Source organism: Algibacter sp. R77976 (assembly GCF_044594645.1).
Taxonomy (GTDB): Bacteria; Bacteroidota; Bacteroidia; order Flavobacteriales; family Flavobacteriaceae; genus Algibacter_B.
In genome coordinates this window covers 3,165,308-3,180,543 of sequence record NZ_CP138989.1, presented here as the reverse complement: position 1 = coordinate 3,180,543, position 15,236 = coordinate 3,165,308, and the positions used below count along the sequence as shown (strand labels likewise).

The 15,236-nt window shown below is 33.9% G+C and carries 6 protein-coding genes; all 6 read left to right on the top strand.

From position 1 onward, the window contains the following. Nucleotides 1-343 precede the first annotated feature (343 nt). The 6 genes from SJY43_RS13530 to SJY43_RS13505 all read left to right on the top strand — a co-directional run bounded on the left by SJY43_RS13530 (nt 344) and on the right by SJY43_RS13505 (nt 15,180). Nucleotides 344-8,584 (top strand): T9SS type B sorting domain-containing protein, encoded by an 8,241-nt coding sequence (locus SJY43_RS13530; RefSeq protein WP_396601279.1) that lies wholly within the window; start codon nt 344-346, stop codon nt 8,582-8,584. Nucleotides 8,585-8,607: 23 nt separating this feature from the next. After that, complete coding sequence (locus SJY43_RS13525) at nt 8,608-9,591, top strand: type IX secretion system membrane protein PorP/SprF (protein WP_396601278.1); 984 nt, start codon at nt 8,608-8,610, stop codon at nt 9,589-9,591. A gap of 132 nt (nt 9,592-9,723) precedes the next feature. Next, nucleotides 9,724-11,967 carry a TonB-dependent receptor gene (locus tag SJY43_RS13520; RefSeq protein WP_396601277.1) on the top strand — a complete coding sequence of 748 codons (2,244 nt, stop codon included), beginning with the start codon at nt 9,724-9,726 and terminating at the stop codon, nt 11,965-11,967. A 193-nt stretch (nt 11,968-12,160) separates the two neighbouring features. Continuing rightward, on the top strand, nt 12,161-12,607 hold the full coding sequence (locus tag SJY43_RS13515; protein WP_396601276.1) for a protein-disulfide reductase DsbD domain-containing protein: 447 nt from the start codon (nt 12,161-12,163) through the stop codon (nt 12,605-12,607). Nucleotides 12,608-12,630: 23 nt separating this feature from the next. Further along, nucleotides 12,631-14,610 carry a protein-disulfide reductase DsbD family protein gene (locus tag SJY43_RS13510; RefSeq protein WP_396601275.1) on the top strand — a complete coding sequence of 660 codons (1,980 nt, stop codon included), beginning with the start codon at nt 12,631-12,633 and terminating at the stop codon, nt 14,608-14,610. Between the two features lie 9 nt (nt 14,611-14,619). Then, complete coding sequence (locus SJY43_RS13505; RefSeq protein WP_396601274.1) at nt 14,620-15,180, top strand: TlpA family protein disulfide reductase; 561 nt, start codon at nt 14,620-14,622, stop codon at nt 15,178-15,180. Nucleotides 15,181-15,236: the final 56 nt, after the last annotated feature.

Below are 15,236 nucleotides of genomic sequence, written 5' to 3'. Positions count from 1 at the left end.
TTCACTCTACTCAAATTTGTCTTATCATTTTTTTAAGCGAATTAACTTTCCAATTATCAATGAATTAATTTAAATGCATAAATAATTGCTATTGTGTAATTATTACTACATAGATCATGTAATTCATCGATTAAAGTTGTTATATTTCGATAAACTGTTTAAAAATAGCTACGCTCCTTATACCAAATACAAATATATTTACGATATTTATACCGTTTAATTACGTTAAAATTAGATAAAAATATTTATTTGTAAGAAATAATCTATATTAATGTGTTGAATACTTGTTATACTGCTTTCTATTTTGTCCCAACTAGACCGTAGTAAATTAATATTATCAACCATGAACAAAACTACTTATGTAAACAATGGGCTAATTTTAATGCTACTCTTGTTGAGTATGCAACTGTTTGCTCAAAATTTTGTTCCTTTTACACCTAGATTTAATCAAGATTTAAAAGGTGATATCCAATTAATTGGAAATAACATATTAGGCCCAGACAACAATGCGTTTAATGATGGTAGTGTTTACAATCACAATGTAGACATGGTTTATATTGATATTGATGGCGATCCAACAACATTTAGTTCTTCAAGTGCAGATTTAACAATTCCTAATCCAGGATGTTATAGAATCATACATGCAGGGTTATATTGGGGTGCGGTAACAGAAGGTTCAGAGTCATTTACCAACGTTAAGTTTAAAGGCCCAACAGGGGGTTATAATGATATTGTAGGAACTATAATTTTTGATGCTAACGGATCATCTGTAGATGCTGGAGATAGTTTTCCATATGCATGTTTTGCAGATGTAACAGATATTGTTACTAGTTTGGGAACAGACCTAGGTACTTATACCGTAGCAAATGTTTCTAGTGCCCAAGGGCGAACTAGAAATTTTGGAAACTATACGGGGCATTCAGCTGGTTGGTCGCTTTACATTGTTTATGAAGATCCTACATTACCTGGTAAGTCTATTACTAGTTTTGATGGTTTTAGTGCAATCAGTACTGAAGCTAATAATCCTATATTAGAAATTCCTGTTTCTGGTTTTAGAACAATTCCTGCGCCAGCGCCTGTTAGAGCAAATTTTGCATTTGCTACTTTAGAAGGGGATAGTCCAATTTTGGGAGATCAATTGTTGCTTAATGGCTTAAATTTATCTACAGTAGATCGTCCAGCAACTAACTTTTTTAATAGTTCGGTTACTCAATTAAGCGCTTTACCAGTAACCAATAGAAACCCTAATAGCACCAACACTTTAGGATTTGATACTGGAGTTATTGTGGTTCCAAATCCAGGAAATGCAGTTATAGCAAACGATGCTACATCTGCTACCGTGCGTTTAGAAACTAATGGAGATACTTATTTTCCTTATTTTTTCTCTTTGGCTGTTGATATTATTGAACCAAATATTGTATTGACAAAAATTGTTGAAGATGCTTCTGGAAATGACATTGGCGGTATGTTAGTTGATTTAGGAGATGAATTAAATTATGTTATAGGTTTTCAAAATACAGGTAATGATAATGCAACAAATCTTATAATTAGAGATATTCTTCCAACAAATATTATATTTAATTACCCAGGAGATATTGTTTCATTACCTCCGGGTGTAATTGTTCAAAGTTATGACCCAGCAACAAGAGAAATTATTTTTAGTGTAGATAATTCAGTTGTTGAAGAAGGTGAACCAGTACAAGAAATTCGTTTTAAAGTTACTGTGGTTTCAACCTGTAGTTTATTAACAGATGCGTGTTCTAATATTATTAGTAATCAAGCGTTTTCAACTTATAACGGAACATTAAATCCTACGTTTACGATATCAGACGATCCTAGTTTTAGCACCAATACAGGTTGTTTATTAACCCCAGGAGCAACAAACTTTTTAGCAGATATTGATTGTGTATTCGAAGAAGAAGTTATTCTTTGTGGTGCAAGTACGGTTTTAACTTCTGGAAGTGGTTATGATTCTTACTCATGGTCTACAAGCCCAACGGGAACGCCAGTAATTGGAACAACGCAGTCTATTACAGTTACCGAAACGGGAACATATTATGTAAGTAATACAGCTATAGCACCATGTCAATCTACAGAACAAGTTTTTGAGGTTATAACCTTTGGAGTAGATGTAACCAACCCTGTAATTCCTTTTGCAGATGAAGTGGCTATTTGTCCTAATGATGGTAAAGAATTACCAAATATATTCTTGTGCGGCGGAAATGGGCCTAGACTTATTGAAACCCATATTACAGATGCAACATCTATTATTTGGGAACAACTAGACGAAAACAGTTGTACTGCAGTTGCTAATATTAATTGTGCTAATGAGGATACAGCATGTACATGGAATCAAGTTGGAACTGGACCAAATTTTTTAGCTGATACTGCTGGTCAGTATAGACTAACACTAAACTATGATGGCGGTTGTTTTAATCAGTTTTATTTTAATATTTATACCAATCTATTAGTACCAACTGTAACTTCAAGAGATATTTACTGTACAACCCCAGGTGAAATTGTTGTTGGAAGTGTACCTAGTGGATATGAGTTTAGTATTGATGGTGTAAACTTTCAAACAAGTAATACATTTTCAGTTAATACACCTGGTATTTACGAAATATACATAAAACAAATAGGGGTAGATCCAAACCCTTGTATTTTTAGCGTACCAGATGTTCAAATTAGACAAACAGATTTTACTGTTTCAACAATAATAGATCAACCGCTTTGTAATGGCGATTTAGGTAGTATTTCAATAGCTGCAAATGATGTGCGTCCGCAATATTATTTTTCAATTTCAGAAGGTGGCACTACTGTAAATAGTGTTGGACCCATAACGCCTAATAATTATGAGTTTGAAAACTTAAATCCAGGATTGTATACTATCGATGTTTCTACAGAAGATGGTTGTGTGCATACAGAAGATATTGAAATTATTGAACCAGATTTATTAGAAGCTACATCTGCATTAACCACACCATTAACGTGTACAGATGGTGAAATTACGGTATATCCTATTGGAGGAACAGCACCGTATTTCTATTTTGTAAATGGTGCGACAGATTTTCAAACCATACCAACAATAACAGTTTCGAGTGCAGGCGTATTTAATGTTAGAGTTGTAGATTCTAATAACTGTACTGCGGAAACTTCAATTACTGTTGACGCTATTCTTGCTCCGGACTTTACAGTTGATGCTACCGATATTGCCTGTTCTGATACAGCCGATGTGGGTACCATAACGTTTAACGTTACAAATCCTAATGGAAATACTCTAGAATATAGTATTGATAATGGCGTAACATTTTCAAATTCGAATGTGTTTACTGGATTAGCAGAAGGCACTTATCAAGCAGTTGTGCAATATAGTGTTGGGCCAGATGTGTGTACAACAACACCGCAAACCATTACAATAGATACGCTTGCTACAGTTATAGGTACAGCCACTTTAACAACGCCATATAGTTGTACTTCAGGTGGTGTAATTACGGTTTCTGGAGTAACTGGTGGAACTGCTCCGTATACTTATAGTTTGGATGGCGTAAACTTTCAAGCAGGAGCAACATTTACAGGTTTAATAGAAGGTGCTTATACCGTTACTGTAAGAGATTCTAGTGGCTGTGCGTTTATTGCATCTCCAATTACAATTATAGCACTTAATCCACCAACAGATATGGATTTTAGTAGCACACCTTTAAGTTGTCCTGCTTTAACATCTGATGTAACTATAGCAGGAACAACAGGTGGTTCACCTACTTTAGAATATCAAATTATTGCGCCAACGGGTTCTGCAACAGCATATCAAACATCAAATATTTTTGCTGGATTATCACCAGATACTTATACGTTTCAAGTTAAAGATGCTAATGATTGTGTGTATAGCGAAACATATACTATTGCGCCATTACCAACAACTACGGTAAGTACAGTTATCACTAAAACTTTAGATTGTACAGCGTCACCAGATGGGCTTATAACAGGAGCAATTGCTGGCGGAACGGCGCCTTTTACTTATGTAGTTTCATTTAATGGAGGTGCTTATAGTGGAACAAATTCAGTAGCTGGAACATCGTTTACACATACAGCAACTTCAGATGGAACTTACCAATTTCAAATTACCGATGCTAATGGATGTATTTCAGAATCTGGAGTGCAAACTATTAATGCTATTTCGTTACCAGAAATTATTTCAGTAGTACAAACACAACCCATTTTATGTAGCGGAGATAGTAATGCTGCTATAGATATAACTATTAATAATGCAGTTGGTACAGCACCTTTTGTAATTAATGTTAATAATGATACCACATCAACAGATTACGGTACACAAACATCAAGTTTACCGGCAGGAGTTTATACCATTACGTTAACAGATGCAAATTCTTGTATTGATACAGACACAATAACTATTTCAGATCCAACTCCAATTGATTTGTCCTTTAGTGTTGATCCTATTTCATGTAGTACAGGTGGCGTATCATTAGGAAGAATTATTATAAACTCTGTGAGTGGAGGTACTCCTAATTATACCTATCATGTAACAGGAGTAAATGGTTATGATAATCAAGTGACTAATCAAACAGGTACAACTCAAGTTTTTGAGGTTGTTGACTTTGGATTATATGAAATAATTATTACAGATGCGAACGGATGTACAAGAATTGAAGATAACATTTTAGTAGCATCTCCGCCAGATGATTTGGATATTTCAATAGATTCTAGTGTAGATTGCTTAACTGGAGGAGAGGCTGTAGTTAGTGTTGGAACAACATTAGCAGGAAGTGGACCATATCATTTTGCTATTTATACGGGCCCTGGAATGACCTACTCATCTCCAACTACTTTCCCATGGCAAGATGAAGATGCAGTTGGCAGCGGACAAACTACATTCACGAATTTATTACCAGGCGTTACCTATACATTTATAGTTTTTGATGAATTAACTGGATGCTATTATTATGAAACAGCAACTTCACCTATTCCAACAAATTCTACATTAACAGCAAATGCCCTAACTCCAAATAATATAAGTTGTGTAGGGAGTGCAGATGGAAATGTTTCATTTACAATAAATAGTATTTATGCCACGCCTACTAATATATCTTATGAAATATTTAATTCATTATCTACAACATCAACAACTGTTAATGGAACAGGAACTGTGCCAGCAGGAGCCTCACTTAGTGTAGCTAACTTAGGGCCATTACCTTTTGGGAATTATTTTGTTTTGATTACCGAAGCTTCAGGTCCAAACGCAGGGTGTAGTGTTGTAACCATACCTTTTAATATTACAGAATCGGCACTAGCCTTAAACATTACAGCTTCAGTAGATAAAGATGCAAATTGTAATCCAAATTCAGGAATTATTAGCGCAATCGCTACAGACGGTACACCGCCTTATGTTTATCAATTAACAACATCGGCAACACCTCCAGTACCAACAGATCTTTTATGGGCTTCAGCAAGTACTTTTAGTGCAAATGCGAATAGTTATTATGTGCATGTGCAAGATGCATATGGTTGTATACAATCTACACCTGTAATTGTTTTAGATTCAGAACCAGAACCAGTAATTGATGCAACATTAAATAACCAATGTACAGTTACAGAAGGTAATTTTGAAATTGATGTTACACTAACAACAGCGGGTATTGCACCATATAGTTTTAGTATTGATGGTGGTGCTTTTCAATCTAATACAGCACCTTTTACAGTTTCAAATTTAGCATCAGGATTACATACTATAGAGATACAAGATGCAAATGGTTGTGGTAATTTAATTTCAGTAGATATTGAAGCGCCAATAGAAATAATTCCAGCAATAACAACATTGCCAACATGTAATGATGACGATGGTATAATAACTATAACAGGTTCTGGAGGAACAGGTAATTTTGCTTATACAATAAGTCCAAACCCAGCATCTATTTCGTTATCAGGAAACGAGTTTTCTGGAGTGCCATCAGGAACTTATACGGTTACAATTACAGATACAGTAACAACGTGTTTTGAAGATGTTACTGTTGTAGTATCAGAAGCAGTACCTCCAACAATTTCAACGTTATCAACTCAAGTCACCTGTTTTGGAGATAACAATGGTGCTTTTGAGCTTAATGTGAATGGCTATTCTGGAGCGTATACTTACGAGGTTTTCGATAGCGCATCTACTTCAGTTTTTGGAGTCGTTAATGCAAATACATCAACAAACCCAGAATTGGTTTCAGGACTTTTAGCAGGAACATATTCTGTAGTTATTACAGAAACGGCGAGTCCGTTTTGTTCGGCAACATCAAGTGTTATCATTCCATCACCAACAGAAGCTTTAGATTTAATAGCTTTAGAAACATCTAGCGTAACCTGTGATGATGATAAGGGAACAATTACTGCCAAAGCTAAAGGAGGATGGGGATCTTATGAATACGAATTAACAGGAACAGCAACAGTTGCCTATTCTTCTAACGGAACATTTACAAATTTATCAGCTGGTTCATATACTGTTAATGTTAGAGATGCTGGCGGATGTATTGTTTCAGAAAACATACCACTTGTTTTACCAACACCAATAGATGCTACAATTTCAGCAACTCCAAGTTTATTATCATGTTTTGGAGATGCTAATGCTACCATAACCGTAAGCGCATTAACAGGTGGAGAAACTACTAATTATAGCTACACGCTAAATATGATATCGCCAACAGTAAGTTCTTCGGGACCTCAAACATCACCAGATTTTAACGGTTTATCAGCTGGAACTTATAATGTTGTTGTTACCGATGGTTATAATTGTGAATTCACATCTGCCAATGTTATTATATCACAACCTACAGAAGTTGAAGCTAGTTTAGTTAAAGCAACATCTCAAACGTGTACAACAGAAACAACGTTAACATTAAGTGCAACAGGCGGCACAGGAAGTTATGAATATAGCGAAACGGCAGCATTTACAACAATTATAGGAACGTTTACAACTTCAGTAACTTTTCCAGTTGCTACAGGAACGTATCGTTATTATGTTAGAGATGCTAACGGTTGTTCAGCAACGGTTTCAAATGAAATAGCAAACGATCCATTACCAAGTTTAACAGTAAGTTTAGATACTACAAATGCTGTAATAAGTTGTGCCGGAGATGATAATGGAACTATTATCGCTTCCGCGGAAGGTGGTATGGGTAGTTATGTATATACGTTACAAGATACTTCAGGAATGCCTATTACACCTGTAACTCAAGATAGTCCAGGCGTTTTTACAAACCTTCCAGTTGGAAATTATCAAGTACAAGTGGATAGCGGAGATTGTTTAGAAGTTTCAGCAATGGCTCCAATTACAAATGCAGCAGAACCTTTAGATGTTACATTCAATCCTATTGATGTGACTTGTAATGGCGAAAATGATGGGGTGCTAGAAATAACAACTTCTGGAGGAACAGGAATTATAAAGTATGCCATTTCACCTCAATTAGATCAATTCTTTAATGTTGAAACTGTTGAAAACCTTGCTCCTGGAAATTATGATATTGTTGTACAAGATGAATTAGGTTGTTATGTAACTTATAACTTTGACATAGATCAGCCAGCACCATTAGGTTTTACGTATACCATAATTAGTGAAGCACCTTGTGATGGTTACTCAACAGGAGAGTTTACTATCCAGATATTAGGAGGTGAACCACCATATAGCGTGAGTTTAGATGATATCACTTATATATCATTACCACTTGGTACAACGTCTTATACATTTGAAGATTTAGAAGGTGGAGAAAAAATGGTTTATGTTTTAGATAGCGGAAGTTGCATTGGTGATAGTCCATTTTCAATTCCATTAGCAGAACCCGTTATTATAGAACCATTAGCAAATATAAATTACGAATGTGTTAATGATATAGCTAATAACACTAATACAGTTACTAATAGTGTTACTGTAACTGTAGATTCTAGTATAACTGATACTTCTGTTTTAGAATACGCTTTAGATGGCGGTGCTTTTGCAACTGGAACTGGAGTATTTGAAAATTTATCTACAGGAGATCATTTTATAGAAGTGCGTCATCCAAATGGTTGTGTTCAAATTACAGATAACGGTATCCCTTTTGAAATTGAAGCCTTTCAGCCTTTAGCTTTAGGTTTAAGCGATGGTGGATTAAATGAAATTGTGGCTACTGCCTCTGGAGGTTCTGAACCTTATGAATTTATATTTAACGGCCAGTCTAATGGAAACGAGAATACATTTTTAATTTTTGAAGCTGGAGAATATACGGTTACAGTTATTGATGCTAATGGTTGTGAGGTATCTGCAACACGATTTTTTGAATATGTAGATGTTTGTATCCCAAACTACTTTACACCAAATGACGACGGAAATTTAGATTATTGGGAACCAGGTTGTGCAGAACAATATAGAAACTTGACCTTCGATATTTTTGATAGATATGGACGAAAAATAGCTACCTTAAAGATAGGAGACAAGTGGGATGGAAAGTACAAAGGCAAAGAATTGCCTTCTGGAGATTACTGGTACGTTGTAAAACTGAATGAACCAAGAGACAAACGAGAATTTGTTGGTCATTTTACATTGTACAGGTAATAAAATCCCCAAAACGAAAGTATATGCAATTAAAGAATATATATATAGGTTTACTTCTTCTGGTTATAACGAATAGTTTTAGCCAAGAGTTGAATTTACCTGTTTTTACTCAGTATTTGGCAGATAACGATTTTGTGGTATCTCCAACATATGCTGGTATTGGCGATAATTTAAAAATTAGAGCTAACGGACTTACGCAATGGGTTGGTATAAAAAATGCTCCAGATAATCAATCTGTTTATGCCGATGTTAGAATTGCAGATCGTACCGGTGTTGGTGTATCTTTTTATAACGATAGAAACGGTAATACCATACAATCTGGAGGGAAAATTTCTTTTGCGCATCATTTGGTTTTAGACTATTATTCAAAACTATATTTATCTTTTGGTATTTCATATAACTTAAATAATTTTAGAATTGACATCGATAATTTTCAAACAACACATGAAAATCCTATTATAGACCCGTTTGTTACTGACGATAGAAGAACTAGTAATAATAACTTTGATGTTGGTACTTTGCTGAGGTATAAAGGTGCATTTTTAAGCTTTAATGTAAATAATATATTAGATAAGAAATTGGATGAAACGGTACGTATTTCAGAGCCTAATTTACTTTTAAACTATCAAGTGTATTCGGGTTACACTTTTAAAGGGCCAAAAAAGAGTGGTTTAGAGTTTGAACCTTCAATCTATTACCAAATGTTTACGAGTGATAAACGTTCAAGTACAGATGTTAATTTCAAGTTTAGAAAATACAATAGAGACTACGATTACTTTTGGGCAGGAATTTCATATCGATTCTTAAACGATCAATTCTTAAAACCTTTAAACGTTGGGCCAATGGTAGGTTTCCAAAAGTCAATTTTCTATTTTGGTTATGCTTATCAAGTTACTACAAACGATCTTTCTGCATATAACTCTGGTACACATGTTGTAACCATCGGGTTGAACTTTTTACAGGGTATAAGTAATTGCCCTTGTACGCAAAGTGCTGTTAGAAAATAATTGCTTTAAAAAAGTAGTATAAGTCTTAACTTTTTTTAATTATTTATCAAATAAATATAATTTTGTGTTTTTTTAAAACCGCCACTAATATTTTTTCGTAAGTATTTTTGAACCGGATAAAAACACTAAAATATGTTTAAATTAAAAAGAAAGTTACTAGCCACTTTATTAATGTTTTCTTCAATAGTTATGCACGCCCATGAGCTAAGAGGGATAGTTATTTCAAAAGAAAATGAAAAACCTTTACAAGGTGTAGGGGTTTATAATAAAACTACAGGAACATACACCTATACTAATGTGTCGGGATATTTTGAAATTGATGACATCTCTATAGACGATGTAGTTTCTTTCTATCAACTAGGTTACGAAAATCAAGACTTAGTGATCAATGAATCGCATTTAGATAATACGGTAGATATATCCATGATCATTTCTTCGGCTTCATTAGATCAAGTTTTAATAGTTTCAAAAGTCAATACACTAAGTACATTCTTAAACCTAGATTTAAAAACAAGTCCCGTAAAATCATCACAGGAAGTTTTAAGAAAAATTCCGGGTTTAATCATCGGGCAACATGCAGGAGGCGGAAAAGCCGAACAAATATTTTTAAGAGGTTTTGATATTGATCACGGAACAGATATCGCTATAGATGTTGATGGCATGCCTGTAAATATGGTATCGCATGCGCATGGTCAAGCTTATGCAGATATGCACTTTATAATTCCTGAAACTATTGATAATATAGACTTTGCAAAAGGTTCATATTATGCAGATAAAGGTAATTTTAATACAGCAGGTTATGTTGATATAAATACCAAAAATACTATTAAAGATAATGTCATTTCTTTAGAGGCAGGGCAGTTTAATACCCTACGGGCGTTAAGTATGGTTAAACTAGTTGATGAAGAAAATAGTTCGGCATACTTAGCTTCAGAATTAATGCTTTCTGATGGTGTTTTTGAATCGCCACAAAACTTTAATCGTATTAATATTATGGGACGTTATAATTTTAATAATTACAAAGATCAAGAATTTAATATGGCACTTTCTCACTTTCAAAGTAAATGGGATGCATCAGGGCAAATACCTGTGCGTGCTGTTGAAAGCGGACAAATTGGTAGGTTTGGAGCTATTGATGATACTGAAGGTGGTAATACAAGTAGAACCAACATTTGGTTAAGCCATAAAAAGCAACTAGATGAACATTCAGCAATAAAATCATTGGCTTATGTGTCTAAATACGATTTCGAATTGTTTTCAAACTTTACATTCTTTTTAGAAGATCCTGTAAACGGAGATCAAATTCGTCAATATGAAAACAGAACGATTATTGGTGCTAAATCGGTTTTCGATCATACTTTTCATCTTGAAGACCACGACGCACAATTAAAATACGAATTAGGTGTTGGTTTTAGATATGACGATGTTAACGATGTGCAGTTATCAAGAACCAAAAACAGGGACGAATTACTAGAACGGTTAGCCTTTGGAAATGTTGATGAGTTAAACGGGTTTTCTTTTGCTAATTTAACATACAAGAAGAATAAATGGACTATTAATCCTGGGCTGAGGTTAGATTATTTCAATTTTGATTATGAAAATTTACTTACCGAAACGTATGATAATAAAAGCGAAAACAAGGTGTTGCTAAGTCCAAAACTGAATTTTATTTACGCATCTTCACCAAAACTTCAATTATTTGCTAAAACAGGTTTAGGGTATCATTCAAACGATACGAGAGTAGTAACAGCCAATAATGGTAAAGAAATTTTGCCAACGGCTTTTGGTACAGATATAGGTTTTATTAGTAAACCAGCAGACAGGTTGGTTATTAACGCTGCATTATGGAGCTTATTTTTGCAACAAGAGTTTGTGTATGTTGGCGATGCTGGTATTGTTGAGCCTAGCGGAAAAACAAAGCGTTATGGTGTCGATTTTGGTTTGCGTTATCAATTTAATGATTGGCTATTTTTTAATACCGATGTTAATTACACGTATGCTAGAAGCGCAGAAGAATCAAGTGGAGAAGATTATATTCCGTTGGCACCAGATTTAACATCTAGTGGAAGTTTAAATATTAAAGGGTTAAACAATTTTTCAGGAGGACTTAGTTACAGATTTATAAAAGACAGACCTGCAAACGAAGATAATTCTATTGTTGCCGACGGGTATATTGTAACCGATTTTAATATGAATTACACGCATAAAAACTGGACCTTCGGATTGATTGTTGAAAACCTGCTTGATACCGAATGGAATGAAACACAATTTGCAACAGAAAGTAGATTGTTTAACGAACCAAACTCGGTTGAAGAAATACATTTTACACCAGGGGCACCTTTCTTTTTAAGAGGAAAGGTCTCTGTTAGATTTTAAAAAATAAATAGTCTTTATTTTAAAGCGCACCTGTTATGGTGCGCTTTTTGTACGTTGTATTTAAACTTTAACAATATATTAGTAAGGGTTGTAGGTATTTGCTGTCTTAATGTTTAGATAGACAAAATCTTTCTTACTATTTTTGCTTTTAGTGAATTATTAGATTCAATTAATTGAATAAAAACAAACCGTTATGAAACATATATTTTTTAGTGTATTATTTTTGATTACAACAAGTGTGTTTTCTCAAATTTTGGAGCCTGTAAAATGGTCTACATCAGTAAAAAAAATATCTAATACAGAATACGAACTTATAGCTACAGCAACTATTGATGATACATGGCATTTATATTCTCAAAATGTTCCTGAAGGTGGACCAGTTTCTACTCAGTTTTCTTTTGAAGGAAATAGTAAATACCTAAAAAAAGGTAATACTCAAGAAGAAGAAGGAAAAGTAGTTGATGATCCTACTTTTAATATGAAAGTGAAGTATTTTGAAAATGAAACTAGGTTTAGGCAACGTATTAAGCTTAAAGGTAAACTACCTTTTAAAGTTAACTCAGAAGTAAATTATATGGTTTGTGATGATTCTAAATGCATCATGCCAGATCCTGCAATACTAGTCTTCGATTTGCAATAAGAATAAATAAAATACCATTATAAATGATAAAACGCATACTCCTTGTATTTGCTTTAATAGCTTTTACAGTAGGTCATTCTCAAATATTAGAGCCCGTTAAATGGAAAACGGCTGTTGAGAAAATTTCAGATACAGAGTACAATTTAATAAGTACGGCAACTATTAAGTCTGGTTGGCATTTATATTCGCAAGATGTTCCTCAAGATGGTCCAATACCAACAACGTTTATGTTTGATGATGCTAACGGCGCGTTTAAGTTTGTTGGTAATACAAGCGAAGAGGAGGGGTATATTGTAGATGATCCCGTTTTTCAAATGAAAATTAAATTCTTCGAAAAATCAGCAAATTTCATTCAAAAAGTAAAATTAACTGGCGATGTAAAAACAGTAAATGGTTTTGTAGAGTTTATGGTTTGCGATGACTCTAGATGCTTACCACCAACAGAAGTAGAGCTGGTTTTTAATATTAACGGAAGTGTAAATAATGCAGATTCTAATGAAGTAGTTGCGATTGATAACAATTCTGTAAACAATACACTTTACGGTATGACACCTAAAGATATTACTTTAGTGTCTGGTAAAATTGAAGAAAAAAAATCGCTTTGGACTATTTTTGGACTAGGGTTTTTAGGCGGTTTATTAGCGCTTTTAACACCTTGTGTATTCCCGATGATTCCGCTTACAGTAAGCTTCTTTACTAAAAAAGGTGGTGATAAAAGCTCTGGTGTAGGCAAAGCTTTGTTGTATGGTTTCTTTATACTTTTAGTCTATTTAATACTAAGTGTTCCTTTTCATCTTTTAGATTCGGTTAACCCAGATATTTTAAATGAAATATCAACGAATGTTTGGTTGAATGTTATATTCTTTATCGTTTTTGTGTTTTTTGCTTTTTCATTCTTTGGGTATTACGAATTAACCTTACCTGCAAGTTGGACAAACAAAACAACGCAAGGTGAAAATACAGGTGGTATTATTGGTATTTTCTTTATGGCATTAACCTTAGCCATTGTTTCATTCTCTTGTACAGGTCCTATTTTAGGATCGCTTTTAGCAGGTTCTTTAACTGCCGATGGTGGTGCATGGCAACTTACAGCAGGCATGGCAGGTTTTGGAGTATCATTAGGTTTACCTTTTGCATTATTTGCGATGTTTCCTAATATGATGAATGCGTTGCCAAAATCTGGTGGCTGGTTAAATACTACCAAAGTTATCTTAGGGTTTTTAGAGCTAGCCTTAGCGTTTAAGTTCTTATCAAATGCCGATTTAGTAAAACATTGGGGACTGTTAAAAATAGAGCCTTTCTTAATACTTTGGATTATCATTTTTGCTGGTTTAGCACTTTATTTATTCGGGAAAATTAAGTTTCCTCACGATTCTCCAATTAAAAAACTATCATTTTCAAGAATTGCTGGTGGTATTTTAGTAGCTGCCTTTGCTATTTATTTGGCATCAGGTTTTATGGTAAATAAAGAAACTAAAACCTTTACACCGTTAACTTTATTAAGTGGTTTAGCGCCACCTGTTGGTTATAGTTGGATGCATCCTAGTGCATCAACAAATAACTTAAAAACGTTTAAAGATTTAAAGGAAGGTATTGCTTATGCAAAACAAGTTAATAAGCCAATCATGATTGATTTTACAGGATATGCTTGTGTAAACTGCCGTAAGATGGAAGAGCATGTTTGGCCATTAGAGAAAATTGATAATTATCTTAGAAACGAATATGTTTTGATTTCGCTGTATGTAGATGATAAAAAAGAGTTGCCAACCGATGAAAAGATTGAAGTTAATAGAGTTAACGGTGGTAAACGATTATTGAAAAACTACGGTCATAAATGGGCTAATTTTCAAACACAATTTTTTAAGTCTAATTCTCAACCTTATTATGTATTGCTGAATGCTGATGGGACTAAAGTTTTAAATGAACCAGTTGGTTATACGCCAGATGAAGCTGATTATGCCGAGTTTTTAGAAGAAGGTTTACAAGTTTTTAAGAAACAATAAATTAAGATTATGAAAAAAATAGTATACGTATTAGCAATTGTTCTAGCATTTACTTCTTGTAAAAAAGAAGAAGAAAAAAAGCCTGAAGCTATAGAAGAAGAAATAAAAACAGTTAATGATAGAAGTGAAGAGACATCTCTTTTTATAGGTAAAGCAGCACCCAAATTTAATGACTACGAAAATTATGCAGGTGGTAATACATCTTTAGACGATTTAAAAGGCAAGTATGTTTATATAGATTTATGGGCAACTTGGTGCGGCCCATGTAAAGCTGAAATTCCAGCATTAAAAAGAGTAGAGAAAGCGTATCATGATAAAAACATAGCATTTGTTAGTATTTCCTTAGATAGTGCCAATGCTTACGAAGCATGGAAGGCTATGGTTAAAGAAAAGGAATTAACCGGTATACAATTATATGCAAAAGGCGACCAAAAATTTGCAAGAGATTTTAAGGTATCAACAATTCCAAGGTTTATTTTAATTGATCCTAATGGTAATGTTGTTAATGATAATGCGCCAAGACCTTCAGATAAAAAACTAATAGAAATATTTGATGCGTTAAACATGTAATTTCATTTAGATACCTAATTTTTACTTGCAACACTAAAAGATGATTATTTAATAGT